15 protein-coding genes and 1 tRNA gene (1 of these 16 only partly in view) are annotated in these 18,210 nt (G+C 60.1%); 3 read left to right on the forward strand and 13 right to left on the reverse strand.

The window, feature by feature from the left end:
• Nucleotides 1–103: 103 nt before the first annotated feature.
• Both AC3WP4_RS26485 and pobA read right to left on the reverse strand, forming a co-directional pair.
• Nucleotides 104–1,621: an MDR family MFS transporter gene (locus AC3WP4_RS26485; protein WP_102615628.1), complete on the reverse strand. Its 1,518-nt coding sequence runs from the start codon at nt 1,619–1,621 to the stop codon at nt 104–106.
• An 80-nt stretch (nt 1,622–1,701) separates the two neighbouring features.
• Complete coding sequence (gene pobA, locus AC3WP4_RS26490) at nt 1,702–2,895, reverse strand: 4-hydroxybenzoate 3-monooxygenase (RefSeq protein WP_102615627.1); 1,194 nt, start codon at nt 2,893–2,895, stop codon at nt 1,702–1,704.
• 178 nt (nt 2,896–3,073) lie between these two features.
• Here pobA and AC3WP4_RS26495 point away from each other — a divergent pair, with 178 nt between their 5' ends.
• A complete protein-coding gene (locus tag AC3WP4_RS26495; protein WP_074874071.1) occupies nt 3,074–3,970 on the forward strand; it encodes a helix-turn-helix domain-containing protein in 897 nt (298 codons plus the stop codon).
• Nucleotides 3,971–3,992: 22 nt separating this feature from the next.
• Here the strand turns inward: AC3WP4_RS26495 and AC3WP4_RS26500 are convergent, their stop codons facing one another.
• Both AC3WP4_RS26500 and AC3WP4_RS26505 read right to left on the reverse strand, forming a co-directional pair.
• The gene (locus AC3WP4_RS26500) at nt 3,993–4,169 is read right to left on the reverse strand and encodes a hypothetical protein (RefSeq protein ID WP_162842850.1); all 177 of its coding nucleotides are present in this window, start codon (nt 4,167–4,169) and stop codon (nt 3,993–3,995) included.
• 163 nt (nt 4,170–4,332) lie between these two features.
• Entirely contained in the window at nt 4,333–5,238 is a 906-nt protein-coding gene (locus tag AC3WP4_RS26505; protein WP_102615625.1) for a LysR family transcriptional regulator, read from the reverse strand.
• Between the two features lie 114 nt (nt 5,239–5,352).
• On the opposite strand from AC3WP4_RS26505, the gene AC3WP4_RS26510 reads away from it, so the two are divergent.
• Nucleotides 5,353–6,234, forward strand: a complete 882-nt coding sequence (locus AC3WP4_RS26510; protein WP_102615624.1) for an MBL fold metallo-hydrolase — start codon at nt 5,353–5,355, stop codon at nt 6,232–6,234.
• Nucleotides 6,235–6,351: 117 nt separating this feature from the next.
• Here AC3WP4_RS26510 and AC3WP4_RS26515 read toward each other — a convergent pair whose 3' ends face one another.
• From AC3WP4_RS26515 to rimO, 5 genes are all read right to left on the reverse strand, one after another.
• On the reverse strand, nt 6,352–7,122 hold the full coding sequence (locus AC3WP4_RS26515; protein WP_074874075.1) for an SDR family oxidoreductase: 771 nt from the start codon (nt 7,120–7,122) through the stop codon (nt 6,352–6,354).
• Nucleotides 7,123–7,338: 216 nt separating this feature from the next.
• Nucleotides 7,339–7,809, reverse strand: a complete 471-nt coding sequence (locus AC3WP4_RS26520) for a YehS family protein (protein ID WP_102615623.1) — start codon at nt 7,807–7,809, stop codon at nt 7,339–7,341.
• Between the two features lie 75 nt (nt 7,810–7,884).
• Nucleotides 7,885–8,595 (reverse strand): rRNA pseudouridine synthase, encoded by a 711-nt coding sequence (locus tag AC3WP4_RS26525; protein WP_102615622.1) that lies wholly within the window; start codon nt 8,593–8,595, stop codon nt 7,885–7,887.
• A 219-nt stretch (nt 8,596–8,814) separates the two neighbouring features.
• Nucleotides 8,815–9,288: a GNAT family N-acetyltransferase gene (locus tag AC3WP4_RS26530; RefSeq protein WP_102615621.1), complete on the reverse strand. Its 474-nt coding sequence runs from the start codon at nt 9,286–9,288 to the stop codon at nt 8,815–8,817.
• A 112-nt stretch (nt 9,289–9,400) separates the two neighbouring features.
• Nucleotides 9,401–10,738 (reverse strand): 30S ribosomal protein S12 methylthiotransferase RimO, encoded by a 1,338-nt coding sequence (rimO, locus tag AC3WP4_RS26535; protein ID WP_010462684.1) that lies wholly within the window; start codon nt 10,736–10,738, stop codon nt 9,401–9,403.
• 289 nt (nt 10,739–11,027) lie between these two features.
• Between rimO and AC3WP4_RS26540 the strand changes: the two genes are divergently transcribed.
• The gene (locus AC3WP4_RS26540; RefSeq protein WP_074874078.1) at nt 11,028–12,929 is read left to right on the forward strand and encodes a potassium transporter Kup; all 1,902 of its coding nucleotides are present in this window, start codon (nt 11,028–11,030) and stop codon (nt 12,927–12,929) included.
• Nucleotides 12,930–13,044: 115 nt separating this feature from the next.
• Here AC3WP4_RS26540 and AC3WP4_RS26545 read toward each other — a convergent pair whose 3' ends face one another.
• The 4 genes from AC3WP4_RS26545 to AC3WP4_RS26560 form a co-directional block, all read right to left on the reverse strand.
• Complete coding sequence (locus tag AC3WP4_RS26545; RefSeq protein WP_102615620.1) at nt 13,045–13,353, reverse strand: DUF3077 domain-containing protein; 309 nt, start codon at nt 13,351–13,353, stop codon at nt 13,045–13,047.
• Between the two features lie 641 nt (nt 13,354–13,994).
• Complete coding sequence (locus AC3WP4_RS26550; RefSeq protein WP_102615619.1) at nt 13,995–15,290, reverse strand: virulence factor family protein; 1,296 nt, start codon at nt 15,288–15,290, stop codon at nt 13,995–13,997.
• Complete coding sequence (gene mprF, locus AC3WP4_RS26555; protein WP_102615618.1) at nt 15,290–17,932, reverse strand: bifunctional lysylphosphatidylglycerol flippase/synthetase MprF; 2,643 nt, start codon at nt 17,930–17,932, stop codon at nt 15,290–15,292. The genes AC3WP4_RS26550 and mprF overlap by 1 nt, the downstream gene beginning before the upstream one ends.
• A gap of 256 nt (nt 17,933–18,188) precedes the next feature.
• Nucleotides 18,189–18,210, reverse strand: a tRNA-Met gene (locus AC3WP4_RS26560); it runs 155 nt beyond the window's last position.

Genomic DNA, 18,210 nt, shown 5'->3' on the forward strand with positions numbered 1-18,210 from the left:
CTGCGTGGGAATGCCTCAATGGACGCTCTGCGTCCGCTCTTGGGACGCAGAGCGTCCCTGGCTGCATTCCCACGCAGAGCGTGGGAACGATCAGTCGGCGGGGTTATCGGACTTTATCTTCGCGCCCCCGCAATAGCATGTTCGGCATGGCAACCGCCGCCGCCAGCCCCAGCAGCGACACTGCCGCACTGACCATCAGCAAATGCCGGAACGTCAGCAACAGCTCAGCACGCAAGGCGTTCTGCGCATCCCCCGGCGCGGCGTTCAAGCCATCGAGCAAGACGTTCCCCGAACTGCCCTCGGCAATCATCGAAGAACCGGCCAGGTGGGCGAAACTTGAGTCCTGCAACAACGCCAGCAGCAGTGCCGACATCAACGCCACACCCACCGCACCGCCCAGTGAGCGGAACAGGTTGGTGGTGCTGGTAGCGACACCGATATCCCGCTGTTGCACCGCGTTCTGCGTACCGACCAGCGACGTCGGGAACTGCATGCCGCTAGCGATCCCGCTGAGCAACATGAACAGACTACTGAGCACAAATGCCTGGGGAGGGCTGAATGCCATACCGAGAATCGAGAGCGGCATGAGCAGGGCGCCGGTCAGGATCATGGGCTTGTAGCGCCCGGTCACCGAGGTTCGGCGGCCGGCGAAATACGCGCCAATCGGCAAACCCATCGCCAGCGGCAACAGGTGCAGTGCGGCGCTGTCGGCCCCGGCGCCGGTCACGCTCTGGAAGCGCAGCGGCATCAACACAATCAGCGAGATCGCCTGGAAACTGGTGAAGAAAATCGTGCACCAGCACAGGATCGCATTGCGGTTGGCGAACAAATGCATGGGCAACAGCGGCTCCCGCGCCCGGCGTTCATGCCAGACGAACAGCGCCAGTACCCACACCGCACAACCGAGCAGGCCCAGCACTTCGGCGCTGCGCCACGAATGGCCCTGGCCGACCTGGGTGATGCCCAGCAACAAGGCGGTCAAGCCGATGATCATCAACACCGTACCGAAGTAATCGATGATCGGTTTGCGCTGCGGCACTGGCAAACCCACCAACGTGCGATTGGCCACCAGCCAGGCACCAAGGCCCAGCGGCAGGTTGATCAAGAACACCCAGCGCCATGACAAGTACTCGGTCATGTAACCGCCGAGTACCGGGCCGGCCACGCTGGCCACGGCGTACATGCTGCTGAAATAGCCTTGATAGCGGCCGCGCTCCCGGGGCGGCACGATGTCGCCAATGATCGCCTGGCTGACCGAAATCATCCCGCCAGCACCGATGCCTTGAACGATCCGCGCCAGTACCAGCTGCTCCATGCTCTGGGCCATGCCGCAGAAAAACGAAGCGACCGTGAACAACCCCATGCCAAACAGCATCAACGTGCGGCGACCGTACAGATCGCCCAGTTTGCCGTAGATCGGCACGGCCACCGTCATCGCCACCATGTAGCCGGAAATCACCCAGGCCAGCAGGCTGACGTCCTTGAATTGTGCGGAAATGGCCGGCATCGACACGGCGACGATGGTCTGGTCCAGCGCGCCCAGAAAGATTGCCAGCATCAGGGCGATCAACACGCTGCGAATGGCCGGTTTAGGCGTTTCAGGCTGGTTGAGATTGGTCACGGGTTGGAACCTGCGGACGGTGATTGACCCGCAAGGAGCAAGGCGAGCGGGGATGCTCGCCAGTGTAAATCGGTAGCAGGCTATTCGATAGCCTCGTATGGAAGGCCGACGTAATTTTCTGCAATGGTTTTTCGACCGGCCTCGGAGTCGACGAAATAGCCCAGTTCCGACTCGGCAATCCGCTGGCTGAAGGCGTCGTTATCGTCAAAGCGGTGCAGCATCGAGGTCATCCACCAGGAAAACCGTTCGGCTTTCCACACCCGGCGCAGGCAGACCTCGGAGTATTTCTCCAGTAAATCCACACGGCCTTCTTGGTAAACCTTCAGCAGAATGTTGAACAGCGTACTGACGTCGCTGGCCGCCAGGTTCAGGCCCTTGGCGCCGGTGGGCGGGACGATGTGCGCGGCGTCGCCGACCAGAAACATCCGCCCGTACTGCATCGGTTCGACGACAAAACTGCGTAACGGCGCGATGCTTTTTTCGATGGAAGGCCCCGTAACCAGGTTGTCAGCCAATGCTTCAGGCAAGCGGGATTTGAGTTCATCCCAGAAGCGCTGATCAGACCAGTTCTCGACCTGCTCGTCGGCCGGCACCTGGAGGTAATAGCGCGTGCGGGTGGCCGAACGCATGCTGCACAGGGCAAAACCGCGCTCATGCCGGGCGTAAACCAGCTCTTCATGCACGGGTGGGGTATCAGCGAGGATGCCGAGCCAGCCAAACGGATAGACCCGCTCGAACACGTTCAGGCACTCGGCAGGAATCGACTGCCGGGCCACGCCATGGAAACCGTCGCAGCCGGCGATGTAGTCACAATCGAGTCGATACAGCTCGCCGTCCTTCTCAAAAGTCACGAACGGCTCTGCGGTTTTCATCCCGTGAGGAACGACGTTGCTTGCCTTGTAAATCGTCTGCGCACCGGCCTCCCGACGAGCGGCCATCAGGTCGCGGGTGACCTCGGTCTGACCGTAGATCATCACCGTTTTGCCACCGGTCAGGGCTTGCAGATCGATGTGTACCTGGCGCCCGTCGAGGGCCAGTTCGAAGCCTCCATGGACCAGCCCTTCGGCGTCCATTCGCTGACCCACGCCGGCCTGGCGCAACAGCTCTGCCATGCCTTGTTCGAGGACGCCGGCACGGATTCGTCCGAGCACATAGTCCGGGCTCTGGCGTTCGAGAATCAGGGTGTCGATGCCGGCGTTGTGCAGCAATTGGCCGAGCAATAAACCGGACGGACCGGCGCCGATGATGGCGATTTGGGTTTTCAGCATTTTCATTGTTTTTATGACTCGCAAGCTTCACGCGACCAAGGCCGGTGAATTATTTTTATGGATCGAGTGCTTGCATTTTTCTCTTGCGGGTCTGTCAATTGAAGGGGAAAACTGAGCCGATACCTGTACATTCTGCCAATCGGTGCGATTATCGCCCGTCTACCCTGAGGCCTGGATTGAAGTGATGAACAAGCCTGACCTACCTTCGATTCCAGTGTTCAAGCTCTACGGTGAAAGCCTGGATTGGCCGACCCCGGACTTGCTGCACTGTGAAACCATTTCCAAACGCAGCCGCGAACACCAATGGGAAATCAAACCCCATCGCCACGCCGACTTGTGCCAGTTGCTCTTCGTATTCAAAGGTCAGGCAGAGCTTGAAATCGAAGGCAAACGTACGCAACTGACCGAGCCGGCGATCCTGGTCTTGCCGCCGTTATCGGTGCATGGCTATCGGTTTTCCGAGGACGTCGAAGGGTTTGTCGTGACCCTTGCCGCGCCGCTGGTTGCTCATCTTCAGGCGCAATTGGGTAACTCGGTGAACGCACTGGCCCAGGCCGAAAGCTATCCGGCGGGCGAGCAAGGCGAATACCTCAACAGCCTGTTTTCAGCGCTGCAAGACGAATACACCGGCCACCAGCCGGCTCGCGAAATGCTCATGCATTCGCTGGTCAGCGTGATCATGGTGTGGGTCAGCCGCCAAGTGATTTCCCGCCGCAACGCCAGCCAGCGTCCGCAGCGTGCCCGGGAATACCTCAACGGTTTTATCCAACTGGTGGAAGAGACCTATCGCCAGCACGTCAAGGTCGAGGACCTGGCGCATCGGCTGGGGATTTCCGTGTCTCACCTCAACGGCACCTGCCGTGAGCTGGCGGGACAACCGGCGTTGCAGATCATGCACGAACGTCAGTTGCTGGAGGCCAAGCGTTTGCTGACCTACACCAGCATGACCATTTATGAAATGTCCGACGTATTGGGGTTCTCTGATCCGACCAACTTCACGCGCCTGTTCCGGCGTCGAGTGGGGATCTCGCCCAAGGCATTTCGCGACCGCTTGAAGGCCGATCAGGACAACGGGGCCTGATCCCCTCGCCACAGCGTGTTCGTTACCGGAGGGCGTTGAGGGTCGCGTTGTGGGGAATGCAGCGTTCGAAGTTGCAGCTTGCGTATTCACGGGGCTGTTGTCGCAACTGCTCGACGCGCCAAGCCGCGGTGCCATACAGCGCGAGCGTGGCCGCGCAGGTGATGAAAATCGCGAGGTATCTTCTTGTTTTGATGTTCATGGCGTTGACCTCTGAACGAATACCCTTCGGTACTACTTTGAGCATAGGTCAGCGCCAGTGAGTTGCCAGCAACGCGGTCTCCCTGATCGTTCCCACGCGGAGCGTGGGAACGATCAACCCTCTGTGGGAGCGAGCCTGCTCGCTCCCACATTTTTCGATCCGGTTACAGGCCGATATCCCACTCCGGCTCTTCGGGGAATCTGAGCACCAGAAAGTCCAGCATGCTGCGCAACGCCGCCGGCATGTGCTTGCGTGAGGCATACACCGCGTAAACGTTCATTTGCCGGGGTTCGGCATGGGGCAGCAGGCGGATCAGTTCGCCGCTGTGGATATGCACGCCGGCCTGATAACTGGGGAGCATCGCCACGCCGGCACCGGCCATCGCGGCGCGCAACAACGTACTGGCTTCGTTGGCGCTGATGTTGCCCTGTACCGGCACTGAGACTTGCTCACCGTCCTCCTCGAAGTGCCAGAGGCTTTTGCCGAAGTAGGAATGGGTCAGGCAGTTGTGCTGGCTCAGATCCTCGACCCGCAGCGGTGTCGGGTGTTCGAGCAAATAGGCAGGGGAGGCGCAGATCACCGAACGGCAGACCGTCAGCCGTCGCGCGATCAGGTTCGGGTCCAGGTCATTGCTGGTACGGATGGCCAGATCGATACGCTCATCCACCAGGTTTACCGTGCGGTCGAGCATCTGCAGGTCGATGCTGACGCCGGGATAACGTTTGACGTAAGCGGCCATGGCATCCGCCAGTTGTGCCTGGCCGAACGAAGTGCTGACACTGATCCGCAACATCCCGCGCGGTGCCTCGTCCGGTTCGCTGACGGCGGCCTGCATGTCCGTGGACAAATCGAGCATCTGCCGACATCGAGGCAGGATTTCACTGCCAGCGGCGGTCAGGCTCAATTTGCGCGTGGTGCGGTGCATCAGGCGTGCGCCGACCCAATCCTCCAGCTCCGCCAGATAGCGCGAAACCACCGGCCTAGACAGGTCCAGGTGATCGGCGGCGGCCGACTGGCTGCCCAGGTCAGCCACCGTGATGAACACCCGCATTGCTTGTAGACGATCCATGATTTGCCCGCTTTCAGAAACAAACTATGTTCCAGCATCGCATTTTTTGTACTGAGTCATGCAACTAAGCTCTGTCCCATCGCCAAACACGGCATTCGGACAACGGAGCAACAGATGATCGGCTTCACCTCGCTTAAACGTATTTTGCTGGCCACCGCCACCTTCGGTTTCACCGTCCACGCAGCGGCAGCCTCAACCCTGACCCTGGACGTCTACAACCCGGGCGACAAGGCGATCTTCCCGGTGACCTCGGTGTTGGTCAGTGGCGAGAAAGACGCGATTTTGGTGGATGCGCAATTTGGCAAATCCCAGGCCGAGCAAGTGGTCGAAAAGATCCGCGCCAGCGGCAAGCAATTGACCACCATCTACATCAGCCACGGTGACCCGGATTACTACTTCGGCCTCGATACCCTGACTGCCGCATTCCCCAACGCCAAAGTGCTCGCCTCGCAGCCGACCGTGGACCACATCCAGAACACCGTCGACGGCAAACTGGCGTTCTGGGGGCCGAAAATGGGCGCCGATGTACCGGCCAAAACCATCGTGCCGGAGGTGCTCAAGGGCGACAGCCTGATGCTCGAAGGGCAGAAGTTGCAGGTGGTGGGGCTGGACGGCAAGCAGCCGGATCGCAGCTTCGTGTGGATTCCGTCGATCAAGGCTGTGGTCGGTGGTGTCGTCGTCGCAGAAAACATTCACGTGTGGATGGCCGACACCCAGACGCCGCAGTCCCACGCCGATTGGCTGACCACGCTGCACGCCATTGAAACCCTGAAGCCGAAAACCATCGTGCCGGGGCATTACCTCGGTGAGAGCGCCCGTTCGCTGGCCGCCGTGCAGTTCACCGCCGATTACATCAAGGCCTTCGACGAAGAAACCGCCAAGGCCAAAGACGCTGCTGCGCTGATCGCCGCGATGAAAAAACGCTACCCGACGCTGGGTGAAGAAAGCTCTCTTGAACTGAGCGCGAAAGTCGCCAAGGGCGAGATGAAGTGGTAACCCGATTCACTCACACTCATTGATCGTTCCCACGCTCTGCGTGGGAATGCCTCAACGGACGCTCTGCGTTCGGCTTTGGAAGGAACGCGGAGCGTGGGAACGATCATCAGGAGAAGGTCAGAGACTGAACCCGCCATCCAACGGGATGATGTTCCCGGTCATATACGCCCCGGCCGTACTCGCCAGACTGATCGCCAGCGCCGCCATCTCTTCTTCCCGGCCCCAGCGTTTCATCGGAATCAACGCCGTGTCGTCGGCCAGCGCCTGCTCATCATTGCCGATGTGCTGAGTCATCTTGCTCGGAAAACGCCCCGGCGCGATGACGTTGACGTTGATGTGCTGGCTCACCAACTCACGCGCCAGAATCCGCGACAGTTGATGCAGGGCCGCTTTACTCGGCCCGTAGGCATAAGCCTGCTCGCCGAAGGACGAAATGCCCGCCACTGAACCGATATTGATAATTCGCGCCGGATTCGCTGCCGAACCGGCCTTGCGCAGCAGTGGCAAAAACTGCTGGATGCAGTTGAACACCGAGGTCACGTTCAGCTGCATGACCTTTTCCCAGCCCTTGACCGGGTAGCTCTCCAGCGGCGCGCCCCACGTGGTGCCGGCGTTGTTCACCAGAATATCCAGCTGACCGATCTGCTCGCCCAGTCGCGTAGCCAGTTGAAGTACGCCTTCTTCGGTGGCCAGGTTGGCCGCCATGCCGTGGCAACGACCGAATGCGCTCAGCTCATCAGCCGTTTGCTGACAGGCTTCGGCATCCCGGGCGCAGACGTACACGGTGGCACCGGCCTCGACATAGGCCTTGGCGATCATTTTGCCGATACCACGGGTGCCGCCGGTCACCAGGGCGGTGCGGCCTTGCAGGGAAAAGTACGGGTGCATGGCGAATCCTGAGAGCTGAGGGTCAATACACCCTAGTCGTCAGCCGCCGGAAGCGGAGCCACTATTATTGCGAGGAATGAGCGGCCATATAGCCCTGTAGGAGCTGTCGAGTGCAACGAGGCTGCGATCTTTTGATCTTCGCTTTTAAAAGCAACATCAAAAGATCGCAGCCTCGTTGCACTCGACAGCTCCTACAGGTCAGATCTGCTTCACACGTTACTGCGGGCGCACGCGCAGGGTCAGGCCCTTGAGGAAGTTGCGCAGCAACTGGTCGCCACACGGGCGGTAGTTGGTGTGGCCGAACTTGCGGAACAGCGCGCTCAGCTCAGGCTTGGACACCGGGAACTCGGAGGCCTTGAGGATGGCGTGCATGTCGTCTTCTTTCAATTCGAAAGCCACGCGCAGTTTCTTCAGGATGATGTTGTTGGTCACTGGCACTTCGATCGGCTGTGGCGGACGGCTTTCGTCTTTGCCGCGCTTGAAGGTCACCAGGCCGTCGAGGAAATGCGCCATGACTTCATCCGGGCAGCGTACGAAGCCTTCCTCGTCTTCCTCTTTCTTGTCGAGGTACTTCACCAGGTCTTCCAGGGCCACGTCCATGCCGCCGAGCTTGATGATCTCGATGACTTTCTTGTCGCTGATGTCGAGCATGTAGCGCACGCTGCGCAGTACGTCGTTATGAATCATGGTGTGCAATCCTGATATTCAGCAGTGGGCGCCGCGTAAACAGCGGCGCCAAAATGTGTGGCGGCGTGAAAAGTCTTAGAACTTCTCTTTGCCGGACAGGTAACGCCATTGCCCCAACGGCACTTTGCCGATGGACACGCCGCCAATGCGGATGCGGCGGATGGCGACAACCTTCAGGCCTACAGCCTGGCAGAACAGGGCGATGACGCCCGGTTGTGGGTTCTTCATCGCAAAACGCAGGCGGTTTTCGTTCTGCCAGCTGGCTTTGACCGGCGGCAGTTCCTTGCCCTTGTAAGTCAGGCCGTGGTTCAGGCGGTTGAGGCCGTGAGCCACCATGTCGCCTTCAACTTCGACCACATACTCTTGCTCGATCTTGGCGGAATCGGCAGTGAGTTTGCGCAGGATCTTCCAGTCCTGGGTGAACACCAACAGACCGCTGGCGTTGGCCTGCAGATCGGTGCTGGCGGTCAGGCGCAGGAAGTGGCCCTTAAGCGGGCGTTTGCCGTAGCGGTGTTCTTCGCTCAGGGTCTCGGTGCTGATGGTTGCCATGGCCGTTTCCGCGTCCATGCCCGCAGGGACGTTGAACAGGATGGTCACCGGCTCCGGCGCAGTGGCCTTGGCTTCCGGGTCGAGCTCGACTTTCTGGTTCTCGACCTTGAACTGCGGCTCGTCGATGACTTCGCCGTCCACGGTGACCCAGCCGCCCTCGATGAACAGCTCAGCCTCCCGACGGGAACAGCCGACGAGTTCGATGAGGCGTTTGGAGAGACGAATCGGGTCAGTCATGACAGGGCCGTAACAAAAAAGGGGTGGGCATTGTACCTGCTGGGCGCCGGTTAATCCCGGCTCCATTTGCCGCATGTGCTTTTAATGTGGGAGTGAGCCGGCTCCGGGCGGCGTTCCGACGATAGCGGTAGTTCAGTCAATTGATCTGTTGAATGACGCACCGCTATCGTCGGAACGCCGCCCGGAGCCGGCTCGCTCCTACAGTTGTTCTGTGTTGTGTCAGCCGTTGCGCGTGCGTTGTTGTGCCTGACGCAAACGCATATGCAGCAACGGATAAGGCTGCCCCATGCCATCGACTTCCGAACGGCCGATCACCTCGAAGCCCTGTTTGAAGTAAAAGCCTAAGGCCTGCGGATTCTGCTCATTGACGTCCAGTTCATCGGCGTTCAAATGTTCCATCGCATAGCGCAGCAATTGCTTGCCCAGGCCTTGGCCGCGGTGAGCCGGGTCGATGAAGAGCATTTCGATCTTGCCCGCCGCAACACCGGCGAACCCGGTGATGCGCTGGCGCGAGTCTTTGGTGCAGATCAGCATCACCGCATCGAGGTAGCGGGTCAGCACCAGGTTCTTCAACAGTTCGATGTAGCTGTCCGGCAGAAAGTCATGGGTGGCGCGCACCGAGGCCTCCCAGACCTGAGTGAGTTCTACGTAGTCGCTCTGTTTCGGCGTGTGGATGACCGAATGTTGGCGCATGGCCGGCTGCCCCTTTTCCTGTGAATGTCGAGAATCCGTTCTTCACAAAACGATAGACGTAAAAAAGCCCCGCATCTCGTCAAGAGAGCGGGGCTTTTCGTGTTTTTTGCGTTTAGATCTGTTCAGCCCACAGGTCGTATTCGTCGGCGTCGGTCACTTTGCACCAGACTTTATCGCCGGGTTTCAGGTTGCTGCCGTTGTCGATGAACACGTTGCCGTCGATTTCCGGGGCATCGAAGAAGCAGCGGCCAACCGCGCCTTGCTCGTCGACTTCATCGACCAGCACTTCGATTTCACGGCCGACGCGCATTTGCAGACGTGCCGAGCTGATGGCTTGCTGGTGCGCCATAAAGCGGTCCCAGCGGTCTTGCTTGACGTCGTCCGGCACGATGGCCGCGTCCAGCAGGTTGGCCGGTGCGCCTTCGACCGGCGAGTACTGGAAGCAGCCGACGCGATCGAGTTGCGCTTCGGTCAGCCAGTTCAGCAGGTACTGGAAGTCTTCTTCGGTTTCGCCAGGGAAGCCGACGATGAAGGTCGAACGGATGATCAGGTCCGGGCAGATTTCGCGCCAGTTCTTGATGCGCGCCAGGGTCTTGTCTTCGAAGGCCGGGCGTTTCATGGCTTTCAGGACTTTCGGGCTGGCGTGCTGGAACGGGATGTCCAGGTACGGCAGGATTTTCCCAGCGGCCATCAGCGGAATCAGCTCGTCGACGTGCGGGTACGGATAAACGTAGTGCAGACGAACCCAGACGCCGAGGGTGCTCAAGGCTTCGCAGAGTTCGGTCATGCGGGTTTTCACCGGCGCGCCGTTCCAGAAACCGGTGCGGTATTTCACGTCGACGCCGTAGGCACTGGTGTCTTGCGAAATCACCAACAACTCTTTGACGCCGGCCTTGACCAGGCGCTGAGCCTCGTCCAGCACATCACCGACCGGGCGGCTGACCAGTTTGCCGCGCATTGACGGGATGATGCAGAAGCTGCAGCTGTGGTTGCAGCCTTCGGAAATCTTCAGGTAGGCGTAGTGACGCGGGGTCAGCTTGATGCCTTGCGGCGGCACCAAGTCGATCAGCGGGTTGTGATCCTGGCGCGGCGGCACTGCGTCGTGCACGGCGTTGACCACCTGCTCGTACTGCTGCGGACCGGTCACGGCCAATACGCTTGGGTGCACCTTGCGAATGTTGCCTTCTTCGACGCCCATGCAGCCGGTCACGATGACCTTGCCGTTTTCCTTGATGGCTTCGCCGATCACTTCCAGGGATTCAGCCTTGGCCGAATCGATGAAGCCGCAAGTGTTGACCACCACGACATCGGCGTCCTCGTAAGTGGACACAACGTCATAGCCTTCCATGCGCAGCTGGGTAAGGATGCGCTCGGAGTCGACCAGTGCTTTGGGGCAACCCAGGGATACGAAGCCAACTTTTGGATTGGCCGGCGCAGGAGTGGTGGACATGTCTAACCTCGGTATTTGTGACGCCTCCAGCCGAAGACGGCAAGGCGACAGACGGACGCTATCTTGCGTCTCTGGTCAAAAAGTGCGCAATTCTAGCGATGAGAGACGCACTTGACCAGCTTTATGCAGGGAAATACGACGAGTGCTGCGCTATGCTTCGCGCCTTTAAGCTTTACCGATTTTTTACAGTCAATGAAACGTCTGTAACGCGATGTAAAACAGCGCATGCTGCACGGCAAAGCATAGTGCTTCTTATAAGAAGTCCGGGTCTGAGTAGTAGGAGTGTTGGATGGGGCAGGCAAGTAGTCAGGCGGCGGGCGCTGAGCATTCGGCGGCAAAACCGATCGGCATGCTGGTCGCGGCGGTCGGTGTGGTTTATGGCGATATCGGCACGAGCCCGCTGTACACCCTTAAAGAAGTGTTTTCCGGTGGCTACGGCGTGCCGGTCAACCATGACGGCGTGTTGGGTATCCTGGCGCTGATCTTCTGGTCGCTGATCTGGGTCGTGTCGATCAAGTACATGATGTTCGTGCTGCGCGCCGACAACCAGGGCGAAGGCGGGATCATGGCCTTGACCGCTTTGGCGCGACGGGCCGCAGCGGGGCATCCGAAGTTGCGCAGTTTGCTGGTGGTCTGCGGGCTGATCGGCGCGGCGCTGTTCTACGGCGACAGCATGATCACCCCGGCGATTTCCGTGCTCTCGGCGATTGAAGGCCTGGGACTGGCTTTCGAGGGCATCGACCATTGGGTGGTGCCATTGTCGCTGATCGTGCTGGTGGCGCTGTTCCTGATTCAGAGCCACGGTACCGCGCGGATTGGCATTTTGTTCGGGCCAATCATGGTGACCTGGTTTGTGGTGCTGGGGGCGCTGGGTGTCTACGGCATTCTGCAGCACCCGGAAGTGTTGCAAGCGATGAACCCGGTATGGGCCGTGCGCTTCTTCATCGTTCACCCGGGCATGGGCGTAGCGATCCTCGGCGCGGTGGTGCTGGCGTTGACCGGTGCTGAAGCACTGTACGCCGACATGGGCCACTTCGGCCGCAAGCCGATCGCTCGCGCATGGTTCATCCTGGTGCTGCCAGCACTGGTGCTGAACTACTTCGGCCAAGGCGCGTTGCTGCTCGGTGACCCGGAAGCCGCGCGCAACCCGTTCTACCTGTTGGCCCCGAGCTGGGCGCTGATTCCGTTGGTGGGGTTGTCGACCCTGGCGACAGTGATTGCTTCTCAGGCGGTGATTTCCGGCGCGTTCTCCCTGACGCGCCAGGCGATTCAGCTCGGCTACATACCACGCATGCACATCCGGCACACCTCCAGTGCCGAGCAAGGCCAGATCTACATTGGCGCGGTGAACTGGGCGCTGATGGTCGGCGTCATCCTGTTGGTGCTGGGCTTCGAGTCCTCTGGCGCGTTGGCTTCGGCTTACGGCGTGGCCGTAACGGGCACCATGCTGATGACCACCATCCTGGTGTCGGCGGTGATATTGCTGCTGTGGAAATGGCCTCCGGTGCTCGCGGTTCCGCTGTTGCTCGGCTTCCTCCTGGTAGACGGTCTGTACTTCGCTGCCAACGTGCCGAAAATCATTCAGGGCGGGGCATTCCCGGTGATCGCCGGTATCGCATTGTTTGTGCTGATGACCACCTGGAAACGTGGCAAGCAATTGCTGGTCGATCGTCTCGATGAGGGTGGCTTGCCGCTGCCGATCTTCATCAGCAGCATCGCCGTGCAACCGCCGCATCGCGTCCAGGGCACTGCGGTGTTCCTGACCGCGCGCCCGGACGCCGTGCCCCATGCGCTGTTGCACAATCTGCTGCATAACCAGGTGTTGCACGAGCAAGTGGTGCTGCTGACGGTGGTGTACGAAGACATCCCGCGGGTGCCGGCATCCCGGCGTTTCGAGGTTGAATCCCACGGCGAAGGCTTCTTCCGTGTAATCCTGCACTTTGGCTTCGTCGACGAGCCGGATGTGCCGCAAGCGCTGAAGCTGTGTCATCTCGATGACCTGGATTTCAGCCCGATGCGCACCACCTACTTCCTCAGCCGCGAGACGGTCATCGCCTCCAAACTCGAAGGCATGGCCCGCTGGCGTGAGGCGTTGTTCGCCTTCATGTTGCAGAACGCCAACGGCAACTTGCGCTTCTTCAATTTGCCGCTGAACCGGGTGATTGAACTGGGGACGCAGGTAGAGATGTAAGCCGCAACAAAAAGCCCCCGTTGCCATTGTGGTTGCGGGGGCTTTTTTGTGTCTCATCTGAAGGCAATGAAGACCCCTTGTGGGAGCGGGCTTGGTCCGGGCGGCGTTCAGGCAGCTATTTTTTAGATTCGGCTTTTGTCCGGGCAGGTAGCGGCGTCAGTACCTTCACCGCATCATCAATCACGGCCTTGCTCATTGCCGTCAGGTAATGCGCGGCCCAGGCGTGTCGGTCGGTGTCACGGGCGTAGGCAGCATCTTTAGTCAGCTCCTTGGCAAGGAACAGAAAATCAGAAGCCATGGCTAGCGCATCGCCGAGGGGGATGTCTCCACTGACACGGAACAGTGGCCGGTTCGAGCAGTAGATGAAGGGGGTGAGGCCGATGGTTTTCAGTTCTGAAGGTGTGGACTGATCTGTTTTGCTCATTGTTTCGCTCCTTAAAACGAGGAGCTGCCGCATTCGTTACCACACGAATGGGTGGCAGCTGTACGCAGGGTGGTAAACCGGGGGAGCAAAGAAACCGGCAGACCCGAAGGTCTCCCACGCACAGCCGCCATAACACGGGATTACAGACGTAAAAACGCACGAAATCGTGATGGGAGCGGTGTTGCACTTTGCCTAACCGGGTTACCACACCCGATCGCTGAATGGTCAGCGACGTCCGGAGAGTATCCCGTCGAAGAAAAGCGCAACAAGGCATCAAAGTGCCCAAACGCAAGATTCGGAGTTTGCCTACAAGGTCCGCGGGCGTCATCTGATATTGCGAGATCTTTTAGTAAACGAAACTAAACATTGATCAGGCCAAGGCAGTTAGTCACGACGATATGCGGGCACGGTACGCCAAGCTCGCGGGCGGTAGACGCATCCGCACAGGCGATACGTAGATCCTGTGGGAGCGGGCTTGCCCGCGATGACGGCGGCAGATTCAACATCGATGTGGCAGACATACCGCCATCGCGGGCAAGCCCGCTCCCACAGGGACCTGCGGTGCGGGTTAAATTGCGTACCTATGAAAAAGCCCCCGCAACCTCAAGGCTGCGGGGGCTTTTTCGTAGGCGGGACTCAGATCACTCCTGAGCCGCCGTCTCCTTCGCTTGACGCTTCTCGATCACATCCACCAACCGCTTCGCCAGCGCCGGGTAGTTCTCGTCGAAGTGATGACCGCCAGGCAGTTTCATCGCTTCGCCCACGGCGGTCTTGTCGGTACAGCCGCTCTCGTCGACTTCCTCTTCACCGTAGATGCACACCACTTTTTCCGGCGGCAGCTTGGCCATTTCCGGGCCGGTGGCGGCTTCTTTGCCGGCGTTGCCGAGCCAGCCTTCGACTTCGATTTCGAAGCTGCCGGTGCGGGCGAAAGCCAGCAGGATGATTGCGTCGACGCGTTGCTGCTCCGATGGCTCCAGGCGATTGTAGATCGCCGGCAGGACGTCGGCGCCGAACGAGTAACCGGTCAGGATGAAGCGCTTGGTGCCCCATTTCTGCCGGTAGTGCTGCATCAGCTCGGTGAGGTCCAGGGCGCTTTGCTCCGGACTCTTGTGTTGCCAGTAGTAGCGCAGGGTGTCGATGCCGACGACCGGGTAGCCGATCTTCGCCATCTCGCCCGCTACGTCACGGTCAAGGTCGCGCCAGCCGCCGTCACCGGACAGGAACAGGGTCACGGTGTCCTTGGCTTGGCCGGCGGGCACTTCGACGACCGGGATCTGCAGGCCGCCGGCGGCTTTATCGCCGCCAACGAGGATCTTGCGCAGTTCGTTGTTCAGCACTTGCGGCAGGTTGATGTCGTAGTCGCTGATGCTGGTTTCGGCGTTGGCTTGGTCGCGCACGAAGCCGGCGCTGGTGTCGTCCGGGTTGTCGTTCCAGGCCACCAGCCAATGCCCGTGAGGGGCGCTTTTCGGTAGCAGGTGGGTGCAGCCTGGTTTTTCCAGGGCCAGGTCCACCGAGACGGCTTGAGCCTTGTCGTCCTTCTGCTCGGACAACCAGCGCCACGCCAGCACGGCGCCAGGGCCGATGCCGCTGACCAGGGTCGCCGGGCCCTTGAGTTCTCTGAGGGCCGATTGCAGGGCGCGACTTTGCAGCAGGCAGTCTTGGGGCAGGATCACCTGGACAATCTGCGCCGAGCCGGTGCGGCTCAGGGTCATCAACTGTTTGTTGCTGAGCTTCTGGTCCTCATTGACCGCCACCAGCACCTGGGCGCGTGGCGTGTTGCCGGGAATGACACGGGTCATCGCGGCGCCATCGGCCGGCGTCAGCAGTTCGAGGGTCGGTTCTGGCGCCGGGCGTTTCAGGTACCAGTAACCGCCACCGAGAATCAGGGCCAGCACTACCAGTGTGGCCAGGACGTACCGCAAGGAGCGTTGAATCATCAGCGTTTCACCAATCCAGTCAAGCCGCCTGCAATCAGGGCGGCAGTGTCGGCCAAGGCAACCAGCGGATCGAGTCCGGCGGGCACGGCCATATAACGGGGTTCCCAGTCAGGCTGGAATTTGTCTTTGAAACGGCGCAAGCCTTGGAAGTTGTAGAGCTGCTCACCACGGCGGAAAACCATCGAGCCCAGACGCTGGGTCAGTGGGGCACCACGACGGGGTTGCAACCCCGACAACGGCACCATGCCCAGGCTGAAACGCGCGTATCCATGATTTTTATAATGTTGAATCAGGCCGACCATCATGAACTCCATGGTCAGCTTGGGCGCGTCCGGATGCGCGCGCATCAGGTCAAGGCTGGCCAGGTCATGACCATAAGTCTCGAGCAGGTTGGCGAATGCCACCGGACGTCCTTCGAAACGAATCACCGCGATGCGGAAATGCTTGAGGTAGTCATCGCTGAAACGGCCGAGGGAGAAGCCTTTCTCGCGCACGTTCTTGCCGGTCAGCCAGGCATCGGAAATCACCTTGAGTTCTTCCATCGGCGCTTGCCCCGGTTCAAAGATCTCCAGCGACAGGCCATCGCGAGTGCCGCGGTTCCAGGTGTAGCGCAGGTCTTTCATCTCTTTGCCTTTGGCCTCGAGATCAAAGCGATGCAGATCGACCCGGGCTTCTTCGCCGAGCTTGATCGCGGTCAGGCCGATGTCCATGTAGTACGGCAGGTTCTCGGCGCGCACTTGATAGAACACAGGGCGGGCGTGGTGGAGGTCGCAAAGGTCGCGGAACTGCCAGATCATTTCCGCCCGTTGCTGGGTCGGGCCGATCGGATCATACAAGGCCACCAGGCTGCGACCACGGCGGGCGTACATCAGGAACGCTTCATCGTTGGGGTGAAACAGCAGCGCCTTGTCACCGGTCAGGGCGAGGCCGCCATCCGGTTGTGCGGAAGCCATCAGGATCTTTGCCGCGCGGTCCAGCTCATCGACTGTTGGCAGATGGATCACCGGGCGTGCGGTGCGCAGCAGCCAGGTCAGGGACACCACCACCAGCAACACCGCGGCGCCAAGCAGCGAACGCAAGCCACGCGGGGCATCGGCGTCGAGGGTGAACTGCCACCAGAGCTGATGGCTGTACGGGACGTCCTGATAGGCGAACAGCAACAGCCAGATCGATGCACCGAGTACGCACAGGCTCGCCACCAGGTACAGCGGCGAAAACGGCACCTCGGTCAGACGGCTGGGGCGATAGAACGAGCTGCGGAAAACGCCTAGCAAACTCGCCGTCAGCGTCAGCAAGCAGGCTTCTTCCCAATCGAAGCCTTTGAGCAACGAGAGCAGGGCGCCGACCAGCAACAAAATGGTGGTCAGCATCCAGGCGGCCGACAGTCGGCGGCGCAGCCCTTGAGCCAGCAGCAAGCAAAGCACGCCGATCAGGCTGGCACCGAAGTGCGAGGCGTCGACCAGTCGATGCGGGATCAGAAAACCGATGTGTTCCAGGCGTGTATCGATTTCCGGGGTAACGCCGGAGAACAGCAGCACCACGCCGGACAGAAAGACCAGCACCGCCAGAATCGGCGCGGCCAGGCCGGACGCAACTCTTAAGGACTGACGCGATTGAAACAGGCGCTGCCCTTCGTTGATCAGCAGGAGTACGCAGGCCACCAGCAATGGCAGCACCACGTAGATCAGGCGATAGAGCAGCAGGGCGGCAGCGAGTGGCGCGGCGCCGAGTGTGTTGGAGAAGGCGGCCAGCAGGATTGCTTCGAACACCCCGACCCCGCCGGGAACGTGGCTTAGCACGCCCGCAGCCAAGGCCAGCAGGTACACCAGCAGGAATGCGCCGAAGGGCGGCGCTTCAGGCAGCAACAGATAAAGCACGGTGGCCGCGGCGGCCACGTCCAGCGCCGTGATGATCAGTTGCAGGAATGTCAGGCGTCGGCCCGGCAGGCGCACAGTGCGGCGTCCTACCTTGACCAGCAAATTGTCCGGGTAAGGCTGTTCTGGCAGGCGGCGACGGTAGATGCCGATGGCCAGTACGCTGAAGAGCAGCAAAACGGCTACGGCGATGGCACCCAGCAACGTCTCGGACAGACCCAGGGCGGCAGAAGCGCCAGGCAGATTGCTGAGGGTGGCGAGGGCGGCTAGTGGGGGCAGGGCGCAGCCGAGCGAAAGGCTGGCGAACAACGTCATGCGAGCGACTTCAGAAGCGCCGAGGCCGTGACGTGCATATAAACGATAGCGAACCGAACCCCCGGAGAGCATCGAAAGGCCGATGGCATTGCCGATGGCAAAAGCGGTGAACCCGCCCAGGGCCAGGATTCGCGGCGCCAGTGTCACGCCTGCATAGCGGCTGGCCGACCATTCATAGCCCAGCAGAATGATGAAACCGACCACCGTCGCGCCCAGCGCGCCCAATAATGCCGGTTTCGGAACATCGAGAATCGAATCGTGCAGAGCGTACAGATCGAGTTCGCTCAGCAGGTGGCGGCAGGCAATCAGCGCGATAGCGAACAACAGCAAAGTGACTGCCAGGCCGATGGGCTGGCGGTATTTGCTGATTCGATCAAGCAAGCGCAGACGCTCGGCCTTGATCGGTTGTGTCGCTGTGACGGTGTCTTGTGAATCAGACGAGTTGGCGCGCATCAATCACCTCTTGGATTGTGCGCGACAGGATGGGGGTATCCAGCCAAGTTACCAATCCCTGTAGAAAAAAATAATCACAAATATTAACGCCTCTCACCGACCATCGACGAGGGTGCGTCATCAGTCGTAGAGGGTTCTGTCTGCCGCGCTGGGGGATCCCGAACGGCTCGCTTCACAGTGGCAGATCATTGTTGCGAAAGGACTTTTTCAACAGATACAAAAAAGGCCACTCTTTCGAGTAGCCTTTTTTGATGTTTGGTTGCGGGAGCCGGATTTGA

Source organism: Pseudomonas sp. FW305-20, from assembly GCF_058788075.1.

Excerpts from the sequence above, each read along its gene's own strand:
- AC3WP4_RS26530 (WP_102615621.1), bottom strand. The coding sequence starts at position 9,288 with ATGCGCCAACATTCGGTCATCCACACGCCGAAACAGAGCGACTACGTA.
- mprF (WP_102615618.1), bottom strand. The coding sequence starts at position 17,932 with ATGCGCGCCAACTCGTCTGATTCACAAGACACCGTCACAGCGACACAA.
- AC3WP4_RS26495 (WP_074874071.1), top strand. The coding sequence starts at position 3,074 with ATGAACAAGCCTGACCTACCTTCGATTCCAGTGTTCAAGCTCTACGGT.
- AC3WP4_RS26540 (WP_074874078.1), top strand. The coding sequence starts at position 11,028 with ATGGGGCAGGCAAGTAGTCAGGCGGCGGGCGCTGAGCATTCGGCGGCA.
- pobA (WP_102615627.1), bottom strand. The coding sequence starts at position 2,895 with ATGAAAATGCTGAAAACCCAAATCGCCATCATCGGCGCCGGTCCGTCC.
- AC3WP4_RS26545 (WP_102615620.1), bottom strand. The coding sequence starts at position 13,353 with ATGAGCAAAACAGATCAGTCCACACCTTCAGAACTGAAAACCATCGGC.
- AC3WP4_RS26520 (WP_102615623.1), bottom strand. The coding sequence starts at position 7,809 with ATGATTCATAACGACGTACTGCGCAGCGTGCGCTACATGCTCGACATC.
- AC3WP4_RS26525 (WP_102615622.1), bottom strand. The coding sequence starts at position 8,595 with ATGACTGACCCGATTCGTCTCTCCAAACGCCTCATCGAACTCGTCGGC.
- AC3WP4_RS26510 (WP_102615624.1), top strand. The coding sequence starts at position 5,353 with ATGATCGGCTTCACCTCGCTTAAACGTATTTTGCTGGCCACCGCCACC.
- AC3WP4_RS26550 (WP_102615619.1), bottom strand. The coding sequence starts at position 15,290 with ATGATTCAACGCTCCTTGCGGTACGTCCTGGCCACACTGGTAGTGCTG.
- AC3WP4_RS26505 (WP_102615625.1), bottom strand. The coding sequence starts at position 5,238 with ATGGATCGTCTACAAGCAATGCGGGTGTTCATCACGGTGGCTGACCTG.
- AC3WP4_RS26515 (WP_074874075.1), bottom strand. The coding sequence starts at position 7,122 with ATGCACCCGTACTTTTCCCTGCAAGGCCGCACCGCCCTGGTGACCGGC.
- rimO (WP_010462684.1), bottom strand. The coding sequence starts at position 10,738 with ATGTCCACCACTCCTGCGCCGGCCAATCCAAAAGTTGGCTTCGTATCC.
- AC3WP4_RS26500 (WP_162842850.1), bottom strand. The coding sequence starts at position 4,169 with ATGAACATCAAAACAAGAAGATACCTCGCGATTTTCATCACCTGCGCG.